Origin of the sequence: Mycobacterium sp. NPDC050853, assembly GCF_040653875.1 — a bacterium.
In the GTDB taxonomy this organism is placed as follows: domain Bacteria; phylum Actinomycetota; class Actinomycetes; order Mycobacteriales; family Mycobacteriaceae; genus Mycobacterium.
The window spans coordinates 113,924-135,003 of the sequence record NZ_JBFAGW010000009.1; the positions used below are offsets into that span (position 1 = coordinate 113,924).

23 protein-coding genes and 1 riboswitch are annotated in these 21,080 nt (G+C 64.1%); of the genes, 9 read left to right on the forward strand and 14 right to left on the reverse strand.

Annotated elements, in window-relative coordinates; genetic code table 11:
* The first annotated feature begins 200 nt into the window (after window positions 1–200).
* Window positions 201–860, forward strand: coding sequence for an MBL fold metallo-hydrolase (locus AB0H22_RS22920; RefSeq protein ID WP_255485837.1), 660 nt, complete (start codon window positions 201–203; stop codon window positions 858–860).
* Here AB0H22_RS22920 and AB0H22_RS22925 read toward each other — a convergent pair.
* Window positions 857–2,359: an FAD-binding oxidoreductase gene (locus AB0H22_RS22925; RefSeq protein ID WP_358149239.1), complete on the reverse strand. Its 1,503-nt coding sequence runs from the start codon at window positions 2,357–2,359 to the stop codon at window positions 857–859. The two genes, AB0H22_RS22920 and AB0H22_RS22925, sit on opposite strands and share 4 nt — an antisense overlap.
* Window positions 2,360–2,446: 87 nt before the next feature.
* Between AB0H22_RS22925 and AB0H22_RS22930 the strand changes: the two genes are divergently transcribed.
* The 3 genes from AB0H22_RS22930 (at window position 2,447) to AB0H22_RS22940 (ending at window position 4,622) form a co-directional block, all read left to right on the forward strand.
* Window positions 2,447–3,220, forward strand: a complete 774-nt coding sequence (locus tag AB0H22_RS22930; protein WP_358149241.1) for an HAD-IB family hydrolase — start codon at window positions 2,447–2,449, stop codon at window positions 3,218–3,220.
* Window positions 3,221–3,229: 9 nt separating this feature from the next.
* Window positions 3,230–4,009 carry an SGNH/GDSL hydrolase family protein gene (locus tag AB0H22_RS22935; RefSeq protein WP_358149244.1) on the forward strand — a complete coding sequence of 260 codons (780 nt, stop codon included), beginning with the start codon at window positions 3,230–3,232 and terminating at the stop codon, window positions 4,007–4,009.
* A gap of 70 nt (window positions 4,010–4,079) precedes the next feature.
* A complete protein-coding gene (locus AB0H22_RS22940; protein ID WP_180750373.1) occupies window positions 4,080–4,622 on the forward strand; it encodes a hypothetical protein in 543 nt (180 codons plus the stop codon).
* A 4-nt stretch (window positions 4,623–4,626) separates the two neighbouring features.
* Here AB0H22_RS22940 and AB0H22_RS22945 read toward each other — a convergent pair whose 3' ends face one another.
* Complete coding sequence (locus AB0H22_RS22945; protein WP_358149246.1) at window positions 4,627–5,172, reverse strand: hypothetical protein; 546 nt, start codon at window positions 5,170–5,172, stop codon at window positions 4,627–4,629.
* A 72-nt stretch (window positions 5,173–5,244) separates the two neighbouring features.
* Between AB0H22_RS22945 and AB0H22_RS22950 the strand changes: the two genes are divergently transcribed.
* Window positions 5,245–6,669: an alpha/beta hydrolase-fold protein gene (locus AB0H22_RS22950; RefSeq protein WP_358149249.1), complete on the forward strand. Its 1,425-nt coding sequence runs from the start codon at window positions 5,245–5,247 to the stop codon at window positions 6,667–6,669.
* Here the strand turns inward: AB0H22_RS22950 and AB0H22_RS22955 are convergent.
* The 5 genes from AB0H22_RS22955 to AB0H22_RS22975 form a co-directional block, all read right to left on the reverse strand.
* Window positions 6,656–7,129, reverse strand: a complete 474-nt coding sequence (locus tag AB0H22_RS22955; protein WP_358149251.1) for an SRPBCC domain-containing protein — start codon at window positions 7,127–7,129, stop codon at window positions 6,656–6,658. The two genes, AB0H22_RS22950 and AB0H22_RS22955, sit on opposite strands and share 14 nt — an antisense overlap.
* Window positions 7,126–7,461 (reverse strand): metalloregulator ArsR/SmtB family transcription factor, encoded by a 336-nt coding sequence (locus AB0H22_RS22960; RefSeq protein ID WP_180750160.1) that lies wholly within the window; start codon window positions 7,459–7,461, stop codon window positions 7,126–7,128. The genes AB0H22_RS22955 and AB0H22_RS22960 overlap by 4 nt, the downstream gene beginning before the upstream one ends.
* 11 nt (window positions 7,462–7,472) lie before the next feature.
* Entirely contained in the window at window positions 7,473–7,925 is a 453-nt protein-coding gene (locus tag AB0H22_RS22965; protein WP_180750159.1) for a VOC family protein, read from the reverse strand.
* 147 nt (window positions 7,926–8,072) lie between these two features.
* Window positions 8,073–8,939 carry an LLM class flavin-dependent oxidoreductase gene (locus AB0H22_RS22970; protein ID WP_358149255.1) on the reverse strand — a complete coding sequence of 289 codons (867 nt, stop codon included), beginning with the start codon at window positions 8,937–8,939 and terminating at the stop codon, window positions 8,073–8,075.
* Window positions 8,940–9,031: 92 nt separating this feature from the next.
* A complete protein-coding gene (locus AB0H22_RS22975) occupies window positions 9,032–9,439 on the reverse strand; it encodes a DUF4345 domain-containing protein (RefSeq protein WP_358149257.1) in 408 nt (135 codons plus the stop codon).
* 103 nt (window positions 9,440–9,542) lie between these two features.
* On the opposite strand from AB0H22_RS22975, the gene AB0H22_RS22980 reads away from it, so the two are divergent.
* Window positions 9,543–10,151: a TetR/AcrR family transcriptional regulator gene (locus AB0H22_RS22980; protein WP_358149261.1), complete on the forward strand. Its 609-nt coding sequence runs from the start codon at window positions 9,543–9,545 to the stop codon at window positions 10,149–10,151.
* Window positions 10,152–10,204: 53 nt separating this feature from the next.
* Window positions 10,205–11,176 (forward strand): pirin family protein, encoded by a 972-nt coding sequence (locus AB0H22_RS22985; protein ID WP_358149264.1) that lies wholly within the window; start codon window positions 10,205–10,207, stop codon window positions 11,174–11,176.
* Window positions 11,177–11,187: 11 nt separating this feature from the next.
* On the opposite strand, the gene AB0H22_RS22990 is transcribed toward AB0H22_RS22985, so the two are convergent.
* The gene (locus tag AB0H22_RS22990; RefSeq protein ID WP_358149266.1) at window positions 11,188–12,141 is read right to left on the reverse strand and encodes a helix-turn-helix domain-containing protein; all 954 of its coding nucleotides are present in this window, start codon (window positions 12,139–12,141) and stop codon (window positions 11,188–11,190) included.
* A gap of 83 nt (window positions 12,142–12,224) precedes the next feature.
* Here AB0H22_RS22990 and AB0H22_RS22995 point away from each other — a divergent pair, with 83 nt between their 5' ends.
* The gene (locus tag AB0H22_RS22995) at window positions 12,225–12,974 is read left to right on the forward strand and encodes an HD domain-containing protein (protein WP_358149269.1); all 750 of its coding nucleotides are present in this window, start codon (window positions 12,225–12,227) and stop codon (window positions 12,972–12,974) included.
* On the opposite strand, the gene AB0H22_RS23000 is transcribed toward AB0H22_RS22995, so the two are convergent.
* Window positions 12,964–14,241: a competence/damage-inducible protein A gene (locus AB0H22_RS23000; protein WP_358149271.1), complete on the reverse strand. Its 1,278-nt coding sequence runs from the start codon at window positions 14,239–14,241 to the stop codon at window positions 12,964–12,966. The two genes, AB0H22_RS22995 and AB0H22_RS23000, sit on opposite strands and share 11 nt — an antisense overlap.
* A 30-nt stretch (window positions 14,242–14,271) precedes the next feature.
* On the opposite strand from AB0H22_RS23000, the gene AB0H22_RS23005 reads away from it, so the two are divergent.
* Window positions 14,272–14,670: a DUF6194 family protein gene (locus tag AB0H22_RS23005; RefSeq protein ID WP_180750151.1), complete on the forward strand. Its 399-nt coding sequence runs from the start codon at window positions 14,272–14,274 to the stop codon at window positions 14,668–14,670.
* On the opposite strand, the gene AB0H22_RS23010 is transcribed toward AB0H22_RS23005, so the two are convergent.
* From AB0H22_RS23010 to AB0H22_RS23030, 5 genes are all read right to left on the reverse strand, one after another.
* A complete protein-coding gene (locus tag AB0H22_RS23010; RefSeq protein WP_358149274.1) occupies window positions 14,667–15,650 on the reverse strand; it encodes a hypothetical protein in 984 nt (327 codons plus the stop codon). The two genes, AB0H22_RS23005 and AB0H22_RS23010, sit on opposite strands and share 4 nt — an antisense overlap.
* 206 nt (window positions 15,651–15,856) lie before the next feature.
* Window positions 15,857–16,300, reverse strand: a complete 444-nt coding sequence (locus AB0H22_RS23015; RefSeq protein WP_358149276.1) for a universal stress protein — start codon at window positions 16,298–16,300, stop codon at window positions 15,857–15,859.
* A gap of 10 nt (window positions 16,301–16,310) precedes the next feature.
* Window positions 16,311–16,673: a fluoride efflux transporter CrcB gene (crcB, locus tag AB0H22_RS23020; protein WP_358149389.1), complete on the reverse strand. Its 363-nt coding sequence runs from the start codon at window positions 16,671–16,673 to the stop codon at window positions 16,311–16,313.
* A 17-nt stretch (window positions 16,674–16,690) separates the two neighbouring features.
* Window positions 16,691–17,119, reverse strand: a complete 429-nt coding sequence (locus tag AB0H22_RS23025; RefSeq protein WP_358149391.1) for a CrcB family protein — start codon at window positions 17,117–17,119, stop codon at window positions 16,691–16,693.
* Window positions 17,120–17,181: 62 nt separating this feature from the next.
* Window positions 17,182–17,254, reverse strand: a riboswitch (Fluoride riboswitch).
* A 27-nt stretch (window positions 17,255–17,281) separates the two neighbouring features.
* Window positions 17,282–21,079, reverse strand: a complete 3,798-nt coding sequence (locus AB0H22_RS23030) for a bifunctional nitrate reductase/sulfite reductase flavoprotein subunit alpha (RefSeq protein WP_358149393.1) — start codon at window positions 21,077–21,079, stop codon at window positions 17,282–17,284.
* Between the last annotated feature and the right edge of the window lies 1 nt (window position 21,080).

Here is a 21,080-nt window from a genome sequence, read left to right on the forward strand (position 1 = left end):
GGATATTTCGGTCGGCCTCGGATTTACCGGGCTGTCCGGTCCACTGTGCATCGAGAGCAAGATATAAGTCCAATAGCTAGTTCAGCTAGAAACCATCTGCTATGGAGATGGCAGCATCCTGAGGTTGTCGGCATCGATCGCAAGGAAGCTTCCAGACAAGTCCTTGACCTCAAGTTCACTTGAGAATGAACACTGGACGCATGACAACGAAGACATCGAATATGCGCCAGATTCGATCCGACCTGTGGGAGGCACGGACGGATAGCCCGTTTCCCGGACTGACCACCCACGCCTACCTGTGGACTCGTCCTGAGGGGAACGTGTTGTTCTACAGCCCGGCCACCGAGGCCGATTTCGAGGCCATCGCCGAGCTGGGTGGTGTCGCCCACCAATACCTATCGCATCAGGACGAGGCGGGACCGATGCTTGCCGTCGTGAAGCGACATTTCGGATCAAAGCTGCACGCCTCTGTCGAGGAACGGCATGAGATTGGCGAGCACGCGGAGCTCGACATTCCCACCGACGAACGCCATGTCGACGGCAACGGCGTGGAGGTGATTCCCACACCGGGACATTCACCCGGCAGCACAAGCTATCTGGTGACGGGCGCAGACGGCGACAAGTATCTCTTCACCGGAGACACGATGTTCCCCACCGAGGGGGGCGCATGGTCGACCTTTGTGGTGCCCGGGCGCGGTGACGCCGACGAGATGTGGTCGAGTCTGGAACTTCTAGGGAGTCTGTCGCCGGACGTCGTCGTCTCCAGTGCATACGGCGGAGACACCGCGGTGTACGAACTCCCCGAAGGCCGTTGGCGCGAACTCATCGCGCAGGCACAGCGGAGCGTACGGCGCGACTAGGGACGAACCGCTTGCGCGAAGCCGAAAACCTCGTTCGGATCGTAGGCGGCGGCAATCCGCCGCAGCCGCGGCAGATTCTCCCCGTAATACGCCGCAGCCCAATCGGGCATGCGGGGGTCGATGTAGTTCACATAGGCCGCGGCACCGCAGATCTCACCGAGCCGGTCGCGTGCTTCGTCCACACGCTGAGACGCGATCGCGGAGTCCGCTCCGACCCCGTGATAGATCTGGATCGATGCAACGGCATATCGATGAGGGAAGACGGTGGCATCGGCGGGAATTCGGCTCACTGCCCCGCCCAGGCTGTCGAAGATGAACGTGAGCCCGGGCTTGCCCGTCAGGAGCGCCTCGATTAGAGCGGTGTCGACTCCGGCATGCGGGACCATCCGGGAGGACGCCACGAATGATTCCCGATCCAACCGTCCAGCTGCGCTCCCAGTCCATGACGGATGGCACTGGGCCACAGTCAATGTGGAACAGCCGCCCATGAACTTCATGGCGTCCAGGAAGCTCTTCACGGCCTCGAATCGGTCGGTGGGGCCGATGCCGATTGCGCTGCGCAGATTCTCGATCAGTGCGCGCGGATTGGTGCGCCCAGCGATACACCCGACGATCCGGCATTGCGGTGCGGTGCCGCCCGCGGCGTGCAGGGTTGTCCACAATTCATCGGGCGCATCGGCCATGAACGTCAGCCACCTATGCATGATCGCGGCCGTGTCCCCCGGCGCATAGTCGAGGGTGAATACCGTCAGCTCGGTGGCTTCGGCCGTTGCAAAGGTGAACTCCGTTGCAATGCAAAAGTTTCCGCCGCCAACTCCGCGGATGGCCCAGAACAGGTCGGGTTCGGAAGTCGATGAAAGGATTCGGATTTTGCCGTCGGAGGTCACCGCTCGGGCAGAGATCAGCTGGTCGCAGGTGAGTCCGAACTTACGTGTGAGAACCCCTACTCCGCCTCCCAGGGTCAACCCGGCGATACCCACGGTCGGACAGGATCCACCCGCAAGCATCCGGCCCGCCTCGGCGACACCGGCGTACACGTCGATCAGACGGGCTCCGGACCCGACCACCGCAGCGGTCCCAGTCATCGAGACCGTCGCCATGCGACCAAGATCGACGACCAATCCGTCGTTCGGGATGCAGTATCCGGCATAGCTGTGTCCCCCACTGCGTGCCGCAACAGGTATCGCGGCGTTCGAAGCGAACTCCACACAACGTGCCACATCCTCTTCGGAGGCGCAGAAGGCCACCGCGCCAGGATGATTCACATCGAACAGTGGATTGAACGCCCTACCGGCCTCAACCGACCCGGCCTCACCGCGGACCACCAGGGCTCCGGATAGGCTGCCGCGCAGGTCTTCCCATCGAGGAATGGCGGGGACGTCTGCCGGGTGCTGCCGGGAACAGCCCGTGATCGCCACTCCACCGAGAGCCACGGCCGCCGCGGCCGTTAGCACCGTACGTCTGGTGACCGACCGCGAGTGGTGCGGCCGCGGATCCATCGCGCCTCCTTTCGGTCGTGATACGGGTGATACCCATCTTGTCGCCTTTAGCCGGCGGTCGTGCCATGCAACGGTAGATTGGCCCACATGACGGTGAGCTCGGCAGCTGATCCGGCAGCCGATAGTGCGATCAGCCCCACCGGGCCGCAGGTCGGAGCATTTTTCGACCTGGATGGCACCCTCGTGGCCGGATTCACCCCGACCGCACATGCTCGTGATCGGATGCGTCGCGGGCAGGCCGGTATCGGCGAAGTTCTCGGAGTTCTGGAGGCCACCTTCCGGTACAAGCTGGGCCGCATGGAATTCGAGCGCTTAGTGGTGCGTGCGGCCGGATACCTGCGCGGAGACTCGCTAGCGGAACTCGAAGCCGTCGGCCAACGAATCTTTCACCAGCACAATGCCTCGATGATCTACCCGCACATGCGCGAGCTTGTGCGGGCACATCAGGAGCTGGGCCACACCGTGGTGGTCAGTTCATCGGCGCTGACCATTCACGCCGAACCAGTGGCGCGCCACCTCGGGATAACCCATGTGCTGTGCAATCACTTCGACCTCGACGACCACGGATTGCTCACCGGTGGCATCCGCAAGCCAATCGTGTGGGGGCGCAATAAGGCGACCGCGGTCGCATTATTCTGTGAATCCAATGATGTTGATTTACAACGCAGTTACTTCTATGCGGACGGCGAAGAGGACATCGATCTGATGTCTCTTGTCGGCGAACCGTGCCCGGTCAACCCACGCGGCCGGCTCGCCGTCATGGCCGCCGAGCGGGGGTGGCCAGTACTGCGGTTGGACGATCCAAGACCACGTGGAGTGAGCTCTTCACTGCGCAGGCTCGCGGGCTTGGCCCGCCGATAAGCTTGGCGTATGGCGGGACGGTATGCGGCATTGGGAAGTTCGATGGCGGCGGGGCCGGGCATCATGCCGCGAGCACCGGGCTCACCCCGGCTCGCGGGCCGCTCGACCCGCAATTACCCGCACCAAGTTGCCGAGCGCACGGGATATCAGCTGGTTGACGTCACCTACTCCGGCGCAACCACGGCACATATCCTGACCGACCCGCAGCACACTGCTGCACCGCAAATCGATGCGCTCGACGGCACCGAGGAGTTGGTGACCGTCACCATCGGAGGAAACGACGTCGGCTATGTGCCGTTCCTGATGGCGGCATGCCTGCCGCGCTTCCTCCGAGCCGCGCCGGTGATTGGCGGGCCATTGCGCGGTGTCCTGGATACCGGGCAGCGGGAGGCGGCGCTGGCCGCGGTCGGTGAATCCCTGCGTGCCGTCGGTGAGCAGGTGCGCACCAGGGCACCACATGCCAGGGTGCTTTTCGTCGATTACCTTGCGCTGCTGCCGCCGGAGGGTGAGCCCGCGCCGCCATACACGGAAGCCGAGGCCGATTTCGGTCGTCATATCGCCGCGGAACTTGCCGCCGCCACCGCGGCGGCCGCTCACTCCGCCGACTGCGAGATAGTGCGCGTATCGGCGGCCAGTGTTGGTCATCACGCCTGGTCAGATGAGCCCTGGACGACGCGCCCCGGAATCCCCTGGCCGTGGCGTGCGGCTCCGCTGCACCCCACCGACGACGGTATGAGTGCCGTGGCCGATCTGGTCGCGGCCGCATTGGACGCCGCGTCTAATGACTGAGGTTGCGCTATGGCGGGTCCACCGCATTGCGATACTTGACCGCATGACCGTGCGCCTAGTCCGCCTGCTGATGGTTTCCGTCGTCGGAATCGCGATCGGAGTCGGATTCGCCGGCCCCGCGGCGGCCGTTGCTCCCCCTGCGGACGGCACCTACCGGATGATCGAGGAAGGCCTTGGCCAGGTTGCCTGGAAGATGTCCGCTGTCTGTGTCCAGGCCTCAGGTACCCGCATACAGTCCGACTACACCGACCCCACCATCCAGGCCGATGGCTGCACGCTGACCGTCACCAGCTCGACGCCCGACATCCTCAAACACGGCGATAAGCTCCAGAACTACTCCATCCCGGCCAAGCTCGTCGATGACCAATGGACGTTCCTACACCCCCGGCCGCAGGGCATGACCTGCCCGGACGGGACTTTCGCACCCACCCAGGACAAGTACGTCTTCAACGACGAGACCCTGACCGGCGTGCACACCACCATCCACAGCGCGGTATGCGGCGGTCCGCCGGGGATGACGAAGAAGCCTTTCAGCCTGCAGTTCGTGGCACCGCTCGACGTGCCCGTCGATCGGTTCCCGCAGTACTGCGACGGGTTCGCCCACTGCTGGTGACCTGCTAGGGCAGTAACGGCACCCGCCAGAGCGCCATTTCCGGGTCGATGACCCACAGCCGCGTCATCGTCAACCGCGTGATCAGTAACGCCCCTCGGATCATCACCACGGCGAGCGGCAGCTCGGCGAGCACTGCGGCCAGGATCGCCCACCGCAGCTCCGACGGGCCCGCCGTCATCACGTCGAACCATGCGTCGCAGATCAGTAGCACGCCGGTGGTGAACGCGGTCAGCACCAGCAATTGGCGTCGCAGGAGACCCAGCACCGCGGTGGCCGCCATGAATGTCACCAGCAGGATGTCGAACCCGACCCACGTCGCCGTCCACCGCTGTGCCACGTAGTTTTCCGGCAGCGTGAACGCCAGATAGGTGATCCACGGGATCAATGTGATCGCGCCTCCGATCATCAAACCCAGCCGTAGCGTGCGAAACCTCGCCAGATTCGGCGGTGCCACCTCGCTGAGCGGGCGTTCCAGCCTTTGAATCAGGTCTTTTCGCTCGGACGCGGAGAGGCCCGCGATCGCCTCATCCGACAGATAGCTCTCGGTCATGGCCGTGGTGTCCCGCCTGTCTCGTAAAGGGGTGTCCAGGTTGCTCCCAGGAAACCTCATCACAATGTTTGCGTGCCACCGACCACAACCCCGACGCCCCCACCGCCGACGGTACCCACGCCGATACCGCAGCTGCCCGCGAACGATTTTCATCAGTTCAGCCACGGCGTCTCGGCACTCGGTGGCTGGTTTCCCGTCACCGTCCAGGTGCTGGCGATCGTTGCCCTGCTGGTGGTCATCGGCTGGCGGACCCGGCGCTGGCGTCTGCTGTGGGTACCCGTCAGCGCAGTCGTCGGCGCGCTCGGCGCCCTCGCGGCGTGGATATACACGAACTCCGAAGGGCTGGCATCGGACCCGGCGCCGTTCGCGCTGTGGGTATGGATCGGTGTGTTTGTCAGCGCGCTCGCCGTCGCCATCCTCGGCTTTCGCGGCGCACGGTGGTGGCGGCGTGGCGTATCGCTGCTCGCCATCTCCCTCACGCTGCTGGCGGCGCTCGTGTCACTGAATCGCTGGGTGGGTTACTACCCCACCGTGCAGGCTGCCTGGGGGGCGATCACCGCTGGGCCGCTTCCCGGTGAAACCGATATCAGTGAGCTTGCGGGACTGCGTAATTCACACCCGACGACCGGCAAGCTCGTTCAGGTGGACGTTCCCGGGGACGCGAGCGGATTCGCACATCGCGGCGAATACGTCTACCTACCGCCGGCCTGGTTCGCCGGTGACACCCCGCCGCGGCTACCGGTGGTCATGATGATCGCCGGCGAGTTCAATACCCCGGCTGACTGGGTCCGCACCGGTAACGCCACCCAGATGATCGACGAATACGCCAAGTCCCATGGTGGGCAGGCGCCTGTATTCGTGTTCGTCGATGTCGCTGGCAGCTTCAACAACGACACCGAATGCGTCAACGGGCCGCGCGGCAATGCCGCCGATCACCTCACCGAAGACGTTCGCCCCTATGTGGTTTCGCAGTTCGGGGCGTCGGCGGACCCTGCCAACTGGGGTGTTGTCGGCTGGTCGATGGGCGGCACATGTGCCATCGACCTAACCGTGATGCACCCGAATCTGTTCTCCACTTTTGTCGATATCGCCGGTGACCACGGCCCCACCGCCGGAACCAAGGAACAGACGATCGAGCGACTTTATGGCGGCGACGCCGCCCGTTGGGATGCCTTCGACCCGCGCACCGTGATGGCCAAGCACGGGCCGTATACGGGTGTGACGGGATGGTTCGAAGACGCCATACCGCCAGCCGGGAGCAAGAAGCCCGGCGGTGCCAAACGACCGACGGCCGACACCCCGACCGGGATCGGTGGGCACGACGAGGTGACCGATGACGATCGGGACGGTGCCTCGGCGGACCTGTGCGCGGCCGCGCAGCAGGTGCAGATCTCCTGCTCGGTCCACCAGATGATCAGCGGGCACACCTGGCAGTTCGCCAGCCGAACATTCTCGGACGCGCTGCCATGGCTGGCGGCGCAGATCAGTGATCGGTGATCTGAGTGCGCAGCGACTCGAGCAGCTGCTGCCACCATTCGCCGTGACGCAGCAGGAACACCCCATCGGGGAAGGAATGCCGAGCGGCGTTGTCCACTGGCACCGTCTCCCAGCCGAGATGCTCTACGGTGACTCGGGTTTCGTCTCTCACCGACTCGAAGCGCACCTCGACATTGGTAATCTGATCGTCGACGAAGCTCTCCTGCCGCCACGTGAATCCCAGTCGGGATCCAGGCTCCCAGGTCGTCACCATGCCGATCTCGAACTGGGACCCGTCCGGATAGGACTCGGTGAAGCGGCCGCCCGGCTCGGGCTCGAACGCGAGCGTGCCGCGGCTGCGTCTGGTGAAGCCGAACAGTGCGCTGGGCTGCCACCAGAGACCGATGTCGTTGACGAATACGTCGAAGGCGTGCCGCGGGGTGGCCCGGACACGCAGTGAAACCAGGATGCGTGAAGTCATCGGTCAGACTGTCGCTCGATGTGATCTTTGAAGGCCACCAGCTGGGTGGCCCAAAGCTTCTCGATCTGGTCGATCCATGCCTTCAGTTCTGCCATGGGAGCGGGCCGCAGGGTGTAGATGCGCACACGTGCGTCGAACTCGGGGTGGGATTCCTGGACCAGCTCGCTGGCCTTGAGGGTGCGTAGGTGCCTGCTGAGTGCCGCCGGGCTCAGGCCGACGACCTGCGCGATCTCCCCCGCACGGCACGGCCGATCCCGAAGCGCCTCAACGATTTTTCGTCGATTCGGATCTGCCAGCGCGGCGAGTGTGCGATCTATGCTTGCGGGCGGCATTAAGGGCCGCGTCAAATCCAGCCCTCGATCTTCAGGCCGCTGGCCTTCTCGGCGTCCTCACGCGACACGGCCCGCATGGTCTGCGCGAATGCCCACACGTGACCCTCGGGATCGCGGGCACGGTACACACGGTCACCGTAGAACTGGTCGGTGGGCGGCATGAGGATCTCGGCACCGGCGGATTGCGCCTGCTCACAGTGCGCGTCGACATCTTCGTCGAGGTGCACATGGATCGACTGGGTACACCGTCCGCCCACGGATTTGGGGCTGGCCACGGTCTCGTCCCACTCCGATCCCACCATGAGATAGCAATCGCCGAAACGCATTTCGGAATGTTCCAGTTTGCCCTCGCTGTCGGTGATGACCATGGATCGTTCGAATCCGAAGGCCTTCTCCAGCCAATCCAGCGCTGCCGACGGATCCTGATAGACGACCGCCGACGCAAAGCTTGGACGTGTGCTCATATCCGAACCACCTCGTTCTCAGTAGGAGTACCCGATGGTTGATATTTAACGCTCGCGTTGAATAACTGTCAACGTTGTTTCCGGCGAGCAGACGCTTATTGCACAGAAACGCCGGGTGGAGCGTGCAACAAGCGTCTGCTCGCGGAATCAGACCTTGGAGATGACGCGCTCGGCGAAGCTCTCCAGGTTCTTGATCTTGGTATCCAGTGGCTCGGTGTCCGACCCCACGATGTACGGAATGCGGAAGCCGACGATGACATCTGTTACGCCCTTGTCCTCCAAGCGCTTCACACCGTCGACCGTGAATCCGTCGAGAGAGATGACATGGACTTCGAACGGCTTGTCGGCCGTACCGTCCTCCGCGCGGAACCGGTTGAGCTTGGCCAACAGCTCGTCAAGATCCTCGGTGCCGCCGCCGTGCATCCAGCCGTCACAGCGCGCGGCGCGCCGCAGTGCGGCATCGGCATGTCCACCGATGAGGATCGGAATCGGCTGTGTGGGCGCCGGGCACATCTTGGTCTTGGGAATGTCGTAGAACTCGCCGTGGAACTCGAAATAGTCGCCGGTGGTGAGTCCTTGAATGATCTCGATGCACTCGTCCATACGTTTGCCGCGCTTGGCGAACGGCACGTTCATGAGCTCGTAATCCTCGGGCCAGGGGCTCGTCCCCACGCCCAGGCCGAGTCGGTTGCCGGTCAGGGCGGCGATGGACGAAGCCTGCTTGGCCACCAGCGCCGGCGGCCGGATCGGCAACTTGAGGACAAAGATGTTGAACCGGAGTGTCGAGGTCACCGCACCGAGTGCCGCCGTCAGCGTGAGCGCTTCGATAAACGGTTTGTCTTCGAGGAATTCGCGGTTCCCATCGGGTGTGTACGGATACTTCGCATCCGATTCGTAGGGATAGGCCAGGCTGTCGGCGATGGTCATGCCGTGGTACCCGGCCGCCTCGGCTGCCTGAGCCAACGGGATGTAGTACGACGGATCGGTCATCGCCTCGGCGAAGGTGAACCGCATAGATTCCTCCTGAAATACCTGAGTATGCGCAACTGCTGTCGGTAGTACGCACTCTAGCGGTTCGCGAAATCTGAACTCGCGTATTGGTTTTGCTACCGCGGTGCGGCCCCCGATTGAACCGAATTCGCCTTCTCGTCGGCCCCTGCGATGGCGAAAAATAGTGCGGGAATGGCAATTTCGACGGCGAGCATGACGATCCAGAACGAGTGCGGCTGTCCCCTATCGATCAGGGAGGCCACCCGGCCGAGCCCGCCCACCAGTAGTCCGGCTGCCAGGAACCGGATGGCGACGCCGGGGATGGGCGACTGGCGGGCAACCCAGATCCAAGTCGCACCGTAGACGGCGAACAGCCCGGCGAAGAATCTCTCCTGGCTGTCGGTGCTCGCGGTGATGTCTCCCCCGCCGATGACCGTTTCTGCGCCGCCGATGAGGTGATACAGGCCGATGGCCAGACAGATCACACCGGTCAGGATTGCCAGGTACTTGAGCGCTTTGTCCATCGCCGTGTTCCTTCGCGGTCGCAGGATCGAACTTGATAGATCGTTCTAGTTGGACCGTACAATGCCCTTGGATCAGACACAAGAGTCTCCGGAAGGACGCACCATGCCCGCCGACACACGCGACCGCATCGTCGACGCCACCTGTGAGTTGTTCCGCCGACAGGGCATGACCGGTACCGGGCTCAAGCAGATCGCGCAGAGCGCGGGCGCGCCCTTCGGGTCGATTTACCACTTCTTTCCCGGAGGTAAGGCGCAGCTAGCTGACGAGGCCATCCGGACCTCGGGTGCGATGTATCGGGACCTGGTGCTGGCGATCTTCGATGAAGTCGGCCCCGATCTACCGTCCACCATCCGTGCCGCATTCGCGGCCGCGGCCGACAATCTCATCGCCACCGACTACGCCGATGCCTGCCCGATCGCCACCATCGCACTGGAGGTGGCGAGCACGAACGAAACGCTGCGACTCGCCACGGCCGACGTATTCACGGACTGGATCGACCGGGGGGCCGAACGCATCGCCGGATCGGGTCTCCCGCATGAGGTGTGCCGGAGCCTCATTCTGGGGTTCATCACCAGCCTGGAGGGCGCCTTCGTCCTGAGCCGGGCGCTGCGCAGTCCCGAGCCGCTGAGGGCCGCCGGTGCGACGGTGTCGGCTGCGGCGACAACTGCTCTCGCCGAGCATCAAAGCGCGCCCGTTCAGTCGCCGGAATAAAGCGGACTGCAGTCCGGTTAAGTAGGTATCGGAACAACCACGAGGAGGTTCTCATGCCAGCTATTACCGCCGACACCCTGACCCTGCCGCGCATCCCTACGCCCGAACCCGCTGATACCGAACGTCCGGTGCGGTCGATCACCACTGGGTCCCGGGGATACGAGGGGGAAGGCTTCCCCGTCGTGCGTGCCTTCGGCGGCGTGCCGTCCGCAGAGTTGGATCCATTCATCCACATGGACCAAATGGGTGAAGTCGATTATGAACCGGGTGAGCCGCGCGGGACTGATTGGCATCCGCACCGCGGCTTCGAAACGGTCACCTACATGATTGACGGGAGATTCGCGCACCAGGATTCCCATGGCGGCGGCGGCCTCATTCACGACGGTGCCACCCAGTGGATGACGGCCGGATCGGGAATCCTGCATATCGAAACTCCCCCAGCAGAATTGGTGGAGAGCGGCGGAATATTCCATGGCATCCAGCTCTGGGTCAACCTGCCTGCGCGCGACAAGTTCCTGACCCCCGCCTACCAGTCGATCGAGGGAACGGAAACCACACTGGTGAGCTCGCCCGACGGCGGCGCCCTGGTGCGGATCATCGCCGGAGGCATCGGCCCGTATCACGGTCCGGGAAGTACGCACACACCAATCACCCTGGCGCACGCGACTATTGAACCCGGGGCCGGGATAAACGTGCCCTGGAACCGGGAGTTCAACGCGCTCGTCTACGTGCTTTCCGGACGTGGTTCGGTCGGCGCGCTGGGGCATCCGATCGAGCAGGGGCAGCTCGCCGTACTAGGGCCCGGCGATCGGATTACGGTGCAGGCCAATGCGGGTCAGGACGGAAATCGCCCGGCGATGGAAGTGCTACTGCTGGGTGGCCGACCCATCCGTGAGCGTGTGGTCGCCTACGGGCCATTCGTGATGAACACGAAGGCTGAGCTGATTCAGGCGGTGGAGGATTATCAGGCGGGCCGCTTCGGTGTCATTCCGCCCAACGCTCTGATGCCACACGTCGTGCGCTGACCACGAACCGCCTACCGTCGGAACGCCCGGCGGTAGGCGCTCGGCGTTGTCGCGGTGACCTTCCGTAGATGCGTCCGCATGGCCGTAACACTGCCAAAACCGCATTGTGTCGCAATGGATTCCATGGTCATTTCGGTGTTCTCCAGCAGTTCGCGTGCGCGGGTGGCGCGCTGCGCGTCGAGCCACCGCTTAGGCGTGGTCCCCACCTCCTCGCCGAAGCGCCTGTTGAACGTGCGGAGACTCAGATGCGCGTGCCGCGCGAGTGAGGACACATCGTCGATATCGGCGATGTGCTCGGCCGCCCAGCTCAGCGTCGGACCGAGGCCGCCGGAATCGTGAGAGCTCTTGGTGGGCGGGATGAACTGCGCCTGGCCACCATCTCGGTGCGGTGCCATCACGTTCCAGCGGGCCAAATCGGATGCCACGGCGGCGCCCAGCTCGCGTCGCACGACATGCAGGCACAGGTCCATGCCCGCGGACAGTCCCGCCGACGTGAGGATGTCCCCATCGTCCACGTACAGCGCCTCGGGTCGCAGATCGACCAGCGGATAGAGCCTGCGCATATCGTCGCAGTACTCCCAATGTGTGGTGGCGGGGCGTCCATCCAGCAGGCCCGCCGCAGCGAGAACGAACGCACCCAGGCAGATGCTGAACACCACGGCGCCGCGTTGGTGCGCGCTCACCAGCGCGTTCAACACATCGTCCGGCGGCGGATGGTCATGTGGAGCCCGCGCGGGTACGACGACGATATCCGCGGTCTCTAGCGCGTCGATGCCCTGTTCCACCTCTAGGGCGAAACCATCTGGCGTCCAGACGGTTCCGGGCCGGTGACCGCACGTCACCAGGTCGAAACCATCGGGTTGCCCGGCGCGCCCCGGTCCTCGCCGGAACATCTGCACGGCGCACGCCAGGTCATAGGTGATGACTCCGTCGAGCGCGAGTGTCGCCACCGTCTTGGTGCCCATGCCTCACTATGGCATGAATCCGAGTACCTGTGGCATTTCTGCCACTGGCTGTTTCCGGTGCATCGGCCTTGACTGAGGTGGTGATGACGATCGACTTGGACTGGCAGTGGGCGACCCGGACCGGCGGAGAGGTCTCGACAGCCCAGCGACGGGTACTGTTCGGACGCTTGTTTCGCGCGCTGCCCGGAATGGTCGGCGATGCCGTCAAGACCCGGGTAGGCCGCCGTGGCCAGAGGCGAGTGAAATTCGGGCCGATCGCGGTGCCCGATTCCGCACTTGCGTTTGCAGCGGAGCAGGAGGCGCGCGACTCTGTAACTCCGCATGTGCTTGAGCACTCCTACCGCACCTACTTTTTCGGAAAGGCGCTTGCCGCATTGGACGGCGTAGAGGTCGATGACGAGCTGGTTTACGTCGCGAGCTTGTTGCACGATCTACAGCTTGAGCATCCGACGCCGGGGCGATGCTTCGCCGTGGTCGGCGGTGAGCGTGCCGCCCGATTCGTGCGGGACCAAGGGGTCGGCGAGGACCGTGCCCAGGCGGTGGGTGCGGCGATCGCTGCACATATCACCCTGGGTGCCAGCGAAAACCTTTCAGACGCAGGAGGATTTGTGTCGGCGGGCGCAGGAACGGATGTTTTCGGGCTGCGGTTGTCGGACCTCGAGCCCGCATGGGTGGAGGAGCTGCTGCGGCGGCACCCTCGTCTGGAATTCAAGCGGCACATGCTCAAAGCCTGGGCGGCAGAGGGTGCCGCGGTACCGAAGGGCCGCGCGGCGTGGCTGACCCGCTACGCGGCGTTTCCGCTCCTGGTCAAGGCCGCCCCCTTTACGGAGTAGGACTGCCCTGCAACAGCCGGCGCAGTAGATGTAGCGCGACAGTGGTGGCACGCTCACGAATCTGGTTGCGATTTCCCGGGATAACGACCCGGAGCTCGGCCTTCTCCCCGGTCGCGGTCTTGGCGCAGAAGCACACCGTGCCCACGGGTTTCTCCGGTGTTCCACCGCCGGGCCCGGCAACACCCGTCGTCGAGACCGCGATATCGGCGGCCAACGTCGTCAGTGCGCCGTCCGTCATGGCCTCGGCGACTTGCGGCGACACCGCGCCATGGCTCGCGAGTAACTGTGGATCTACGTGCAGTTGGCCAATTTTGACATCGTTGGCGTAACTGATGACACCGCCCAGGAAGTAATCCGAGGAACCTGGCACATCGGCGATCCGTGCCCCCAACAGTCCCGCGGTACATGACTCCGCAACGGCCAGGCGCCTACCGTGCAGAAGTCCGGCCACCAGTTCGTCGACAGTCGTACCGTCTGAAGAGAACAGGGCCGAGCCGTGCCGTGTCTCGATGAACTTGTAGAGACGGTCCCACTGCGGGCGGTCGGACGGTTCGAATCGGGTGACCACCTCCACCTCGCTGCGTCGCAGGCACGTCGTGATCTCCAGTGCAGCAAGGTTTCCCAATTCGCCTTCGGCCAGGCGCAGAGTCTCGGCGATATCCGGCTCGGTGATGCCGTACAGGCGCAGAGTCGTCTGTTCGATGGCTGCGGCATCGTCCCCCACGAGCACGCGGAAGGGCTCGGAGCCGACGGCCGACGGCCACATTCGCTGGAGCTCATGCGGTGGTCCGGGTAGCACCACGATGACTACCCCGCCGGCGCGCATGACCGCGCCCGGTGCAGTGCCTACCGGATCGAGCACCTCCCCCTGCGCCGGAACGAGTGCTTGTTTCGCGATGCCGACATGCAACGCGTCCCAGTCGACGTTCTCCCAGCGGTTCGCCATCGGCCGTAGCCGATCCATGATGGAAGTTTCCAGGTTGGCATCGAAAACCAGTGTGGTACCAGCAAATTCGGCCACGGTTGGCAGGGTCATATCGTCGGCCGTCGGCCCCAGGCCCCCGGATGTGACGATGAGGTCGACACCTTGACCGGCGAGGAATGTCAGCTGTGCGGTCAGATCGTCTTTGCGGTCTCCGCATACACAGATATGCGCTACGTCCACTCCCACTTCTCGTAGACGTTCGGAAAGCCACGGCCCGTTCGCATCGGCCACCCGCCCGGTGAGGACCTCCGTGCCTGTGACGACGATTCCGGCGCGCAACATGTCAGCAGCCTAGGCCGGTAGGTTTATGGCATGGATGAGGGAGCCATCATCGAGTACATCATCATGACCTTCCCGGACCTCCAGCACGAGGTCGTCGAGGGGAATTGGTTCTTCTTCGGCGGCACCAAGCGGCAGGTGCCCGTCATCACCCTGATGTCGAATGAGGCGTTCGACAAATACTCGGATCTGGCGCGCCCATCGGTGTACCGGCTCAATATCGGCGTCAGTGGTGACACCTTCGCCGGGGTCGTTGAGATGCCCGGCGACGAGACGGCCGACATCGACTACGCGGAGTTCGATCGAGTCCTGCCGCATCCCGAATACGGGGGCGCCAAGTGGGTATGCGTGGTCAATCCCGGTGAGGGCACCTTCGCTGAAGTCATCCGGCCGCTGTTGGCCGAGGCCTACGCGCGTGCCCATGGTGACTAGCGGATTCTGATCTGCGTCCACATCCGCCGGGGGGTTGCCACTTCGCCCAGGGTCGGTGGCGCCTCGCCCTCGTCGATAAAGCCAAGCGATGCAAGCCGATTCGCGAGCGAGGTGTCAATGTCGCGGACGGCAACGACCGTCCGGCGAGACCCGTCCGGGCGGTCTGCGAGATGGCTCGCAAGTGCGGATACCGCTGATACGCGGGCGTTGTCAGGTGCCCACGAGCTGAATCGTGGCACCAATTCCGTTGTCGACGTGCCAATATCGGAATGAACCTCAACCGAACCGCAAGGACGCTGGGCCACCGAGACGCGGTATCGGTCTTGAGCTGTGGGCTCGATGCGCACCAATTCCCCACTGTTGGGCGAGATTTCGAGTGCGTTCTGGCGTGGAGTTGATTGCAGCATGACGTTGCATACCTGCTTGGTGCGGATCGCCTGGTGTCTGCCCCATGCCACGAGATACTCCAGGCTTGGCGTGCGGTGCGCGGAGGGCGTGAAAGGTCTTTCGGTAGAGGCAATTTCTGCTAAGCGGTGCCTAACCGCATCCCGACCCTCGGATGTATTCGCGAGCATCCATATGTGATGGTCAGATACCTGCCCGTCGTACCTGCGCAGCGCGCGACGTGTCTGCAGCTGAACCCAATCCATCGATGCAAAGAACCTGTTCGCACGTACATTTGATGCCGCGGCGGGCGCCAATACAAACGGGATATTGGGATTTCCCTCGAATGCGGATAGGACGGTAGTCAGCAGCGCCCACGCACTCACGGCAGGCGGAACATCGGCGGCCCAGGTCGACATCTCGGCGCCGCCCGTGCGGGGATCGCGTCCGGCCATGAAGAAATGGCCGACAACACTCTCGATCTCGTCGTCCATGCGCACCAAAAGATACGAGACGCCACCCGCCCTCGCATCGGCGAGGGCCGTGCGCCAGGTGTACGCCCACATGACGGGTGAGTGAGCGTTCTCCCAGTCCATATCATCGCGACCGAACGCTGGTGACAGCCTCTCGGTAAACCTCAAGCAGGTTTGCCGCCAGGATGGGCCATCCGACAGCCGGGGCGGGCGTAATACCACTGTCACCCCGTCGATCGTGACTGGACCGTGGCTGACGGTCGACCCGGTTCGGCATTTGCCACGCACCGCGCCAGGCTACCGCAGAAACGTTCGCTATGCGCAAACAGTCAGATGGCGGGTACGAGGACGAGTGGAACCCTCTTTGCGCCGATGAGGCGATGTGACACCGACTGTCCGAGAAGAGTGTCGAGCGCAGATGCGGGTCCTCCGCGCGGACTCCCGAGAATGATCATCAGTGCCTCGTACTGCTGTGCCACCGCGAGAAGCGCAGCTGCGGCACGCCCATGCGCGCGGTGGTATTCCCAGGACACGTCGCTGCCGGTGAGCTCTTCACGAGCCGCGGTCTCGTCAGCGGCCACAGCCGTGGGCGCCTGGGACTCCCAACTGTTGGTGTCGGGGTCCAACGGTTCGTCGTCCATGTCCAGAATGTGCACAATGTGCACGCACGCGTCGAGCCGTTGGGCCAGATCGATCGCGAAGTGCAGCGCGGCAGTGCTCGGCGGATACCTGTCCCATCCGACGACCAGATGCACTGCGGGCGACTCGGCCATAGCTATATCCTCACGCCAACAGCCACCCGAGCGCCAGCCCGGCGGCACATGCCCCGATGGTGCCGAGCAATGTGCCAAATGTGTTGTACAGCGCGAGGGACCATTGCCGCTGCTCGATCAACCTCACCGATTCGACGCTGGCGGTGCTGAAGGTCGTGTAGCCGCCGCAGAAGCCGGTTCCGAGGATGGCAAGTAGATCGGATGACGCGTGGTGGAAGATCACCACTCCGGCCAGCACGCCGATGAGTGCCGACCCAGAGACATTGATGAGCAACGTTGTCCAGGGGAACCGATGGGTCCATCGATGTTTGATGCCCGAATCGACGACGAACCGCAATACCGCGCCCAGGGCCCCGGCCACGACGATGGCCATGACAAAGGCGATGTCCATCACCCGGAACCCCCCGAATAGCGCGCGAGTGCTCTTGCCGCGGTGGCTATCCCGGCCAGCGCGGCGCCCAAACCCGCCGCAACGCTGACCAATGCGTACCCCAGGCCGATGCCCGGAAAGCCGTGGCGCGTGAGCGTGCTGACCTCCAACGCGAGCGCGCTGTACGTGGTGAACGCGCCGCAGAGACCAGTCCCGAGGAACAGCCGGGCGCGCTGACGCCAGCCGCTATCGGATCCCAACAGAGTGACGGTTTCGAGGAGCGCGCCGAGGATGAATGCTCCGGATAGGTTGGCCGCGAATGTCCCCCAGGGCCACGAAGCGCCTGAGGCCGGCCACATCTGCTCGAACCAATACCGCAATCCGGTCCCACACATGCCCCCGAGGAATACCCACAGCAGCGCCGCAGGTCGCAGATGGACGGGCCGCATGGACTCGCTGCGCTCTTCGCGGTATCGACCTGTCACATGCGGGCCCCATCGTGTTACGTCTCATCAACACAGGAACTATCAGCCGTCAGTGGCGGTTCGGGACAAGCCCCGGCGAGATCCATCGCGCAATGCGACTATAGCGTCGCGTTGGCACCGCAGCGATCAGTAGACGTCGCGGACGTAGCGTTTCTCGGCTACCAGGTCCTTACGGAACTCGAGTGCCTCTTCCCCCGACATCCGCCCGTACTTTTGGGCGATCGTGAGCAATGTGTTGTCGACATCCTTAGCCATGCGGCTGGCATCTCCGCACACGTACAGGTGTGCGCCCTCGGACAGCCACTGCCACAACTGCGCCCCCTGCTCCAGCATGCGGTGCTGGACGTAGATGCGTTTGTCCTGGTCACGCGAGAAGGCGAGATCGAGGCGACGCAGGGAGCCGTCGCGTAGGAATCCGTCGAGCTCCTCGCGGTAGTAGAAGTTTTGGGCGCGGTGCTGGTCGCCGAAGAACAGCCAGTTGCGTCCGGTATGCCCGAGCGCGCGACGTTCCTGTAGGAACCCTCGGAACGGCGCGATACCGGTTCCGGGGCCGATCATGATCATCGGCGTGTCCGACGTACCGGGTGGGCGGAAATGCGGAGATCGCTGCAGAAAGATCGGGACAGGAAGTCGCTGCGCACGGTCGGCCAGGAAGGTCGAGCCCACGCCGCCGCGCGCTGAGCCGTCCGGCCCGCGGTACCGGACGATGGACACCGTCAGCGCGACGGATCGCGGGCTGACCAGGGGGCTCGACGAGATCGAGTACTGGCGCGGGGTCAGGCGGATGAGAACCTGTTGCCATTCGTCGATATCGGCGCGGATAGGAAACTCGCGCAGCACGTCGAGGGCGTTGCGGCCCTGCAACCACCGCTCACGTGCCGTGCTATCGCGACCGCGCAATAACTTGATGGTCGGCTTGTCGCTGCGCCTCTCGGCAATGAAACGCAGCAGATCGTCGGTAACGCGACAGATGTCGTAGTGCTCGGCGAGGGCGGTGGCCAACGGAAGCTCGCCCCCGTCGATCGTGATCGGCAGCTCTCCGTCGAAACCGGTTGCGTCGAGCCAGCGTCGGACGTCATCCTCGCGGTTCGTCGGATAGATTCCCAACGCGTCACCCACCGAGTAATCGACATCGTGACCGGACAGGTCGAATTCGATTCGCCGTACTTCCTTATCGGAGTCGGGCGCGGAAAGAATCTCGTTGTGCGACAACGCCGCCAGAATGGGTGCGGCACGGGTGAAGGGTTCCGGAGCGGCTGCGGGCAGCCCATCGCTGCGCAGCCGCCGGACCGTCTCGGTGCTGGCGGCGGTGCCCTCCCCGATCGCCTCCAGAAGATCCGCAGTCCAGGACGCGACCAGCGATCGGTTGGTGGCTTCGCCATCCACTCGGCCGAGTACCGGGACGGCGCCCAGCTCCTGCAGCCGGGCGTCGAGAGCCTTTGCGTGGCCGCAGAAATCCGCGTATGCACGATCGCCGAATCCCAGCACCGCATAACGCATGTGGTTCAAGGGTTTTGTTCCCTCCGAGAGTCCTGCGAGCGAGGACCAGAACCGCGCGCCGTTATCGGGTGGCCCGCCCTCCCCGAAGCTGCTGGCGATGACCAATGCCGTGCGGACCTGGCCGAGATCGACTGGGTCGCATTCGTCCATCGCGGTCAGTGTGGCCGATATCCCCGCCGCTTCCAGGAGGTCGTGCACCGAGATGGCCGCGGTCTCGGCGTTGCCGGTCTGCGATGTCCACAGAATTGCTATGTCCCCCAGTGCTTGTGCCTGCGAGTCGGATGCTCCATCGACGACCGTCCGCCCGGTGGGGCGCAGTGCGACGGCACTGACCTTGAACTCGGGCTGCAGCGAATCCGCGTCGACGGCGTCGTTGGTCACCGCGTTTATCGTCAGGCCCGGCCCTTGCGTGTCATTCCAGTGAAAGGGGGCAAAACAGCTGCCGCGCTTGACATTCTCGCTGACGATCACCGGTAGCTCGGCGCTGCCGCGACGTGAGGCGATTTCGACGATATCGCCCTCGACGATTCCGAGTGTCACGGCATCGTGCGGGTGTACCTCCACGAACGGTGACGGATGGAGTCGATCGAGCGTCCTGATGCGGCCAGTTTTGGTGAGAGTATGCCAATGATGTTGCAAACGACCGGTATTCAGGATCATGGGGTATCCGTCACCGGGAAGTTCTGCGGGATCGCGGTGCGCCCGAGCGTGAAACGCGGCTCGGCGCGACGGGGTGGGAAACGCCAGTCGCGGCACGGTGCCGTTTTCGTCGACGTGCAGGTCCTGGCTGACCCCGTCGTTCAGGTAGCGAATCGGATGTCTATCCGCAGAGTCCCCCGAATCACTCGGCGGGCACGGCCATTGCACCGGGCCCTGCCGAAGCCGGGCATAGCTCGCGCCACGCATGTCGTATCCGGTGCGCGGATTCCAGAATGCGCGGATCTCTTCGAAGATCTCCTCGCTCGAGGAGTAGTCGAAGGCATCCCCGAATCCCATCGCGGCGGCGATATCGCAGATCAGATGCCAGTCGGGGCGGGCATCGCCCGGGGCATCGATGGCCCGGTTGGTCAACGTCGCCGTGCGCTCCGAGTTGACCGAGACGCCATCGGACTCGGCCCACAGGGCGGCGGGCAACATGACATCGGCATACTCGTTGGTGGCCGTAGTCAGGTAGGCATCTTGGGTGATCACCAGCTCGGCGCGGCGCAGTCCGTCGATCACATTTTGCCGATTCGGCACTGAGGCAACCGGATTCGTACAGATAATCCAGCACGCCTTGATGTCCCCGGCCGCCATCTGGGCGAACATGTCGATCGTACCGGCGCCGAATTCCGCACGGATGGAACCGGGTGTCAGCTGCCATTGCTGCTCAACGAAGGCCCGATCGGCGGCAGACTTAACAGACCGCTGGCCCGGCAGCCCCGGCCCCATGTAGCCCATTTCCCTGCCGCCCATCGCATTTGGCTGGCCGGTCAATGAGAATGGTCCACTCCCGGGGCGACAGATGGCCCCGGTCGCCAGATGCAGATTGCAGATCGCGTTGGTATTCCAGGTGCCGTGGGTGCTCTGGTTGAGGCCCATGGTCCACAACGTCATCCACTCGCGCGCCTCCCCGATCCACCGCGCGGCGGTGCGGATATCGTCCTCGGCCAGCCCTGTGACGGCCGCGACCGCGGAGGGCGAATAGGCGGCGAGGAACTGCGGCATACCCGGCCAGCCCTCGGTGTGCTCGGCGATGAACTCCTGGTCAATATCTCCGCTCTCGACCAGCAGATGCAATAGTCCGTTGAGCAGGGCAAGGTCGGTACCCGAAGTGATCTGCAGGAACAGATCGGCTCGCTCGGCGGTGGCGGTGCGTCGTGGGTCCACCACGATCAGCCGTGCTCCGCTGCCTAGCCGGTCGGCCATGCGCAGGAACAGAATCGGATGGCAGTCGGCCATGTTCGCACCGATGACGAGGAACAGGTCGCTCTGCTCGATATCGGAGTACGACCCAGGCGGTCCGTCCGCACCGAGAGATTGGGTGTACCCGGTGCCGGCGCTTGCCATGCAGAGCCGAGAGTTGGATTCGATATGTGCGGTGCGGATGTAGCCCTTGGCGAGCTTGTTGGCGAGATACTGCGCTTCCAGGCTCATCTGACCGGACACGTACAGGGCGATCGCATCGGGGCCGTGGGTGTCGAGGATCTGGCGCAGCCGCCGTCCCGCGTCGGTGGTTGTTGCCGCCAGCGGTGTGGGAACAGGCTCCGACCCGCGCGCGGGACGAATATGCGCCGTCGTCATGCGCCCGTCGGTGGCCATCAGCTGTGCGTGGGTGGCGCCCTTGGTGCACAGGCGGCCGTGGTTACTCGGATGCAGCGCATCGCCCTCGACGGTCGCGATGGTGAGCGGGCCCGAGCCCGTTGGGCCCGAGTCGGAGCGCACC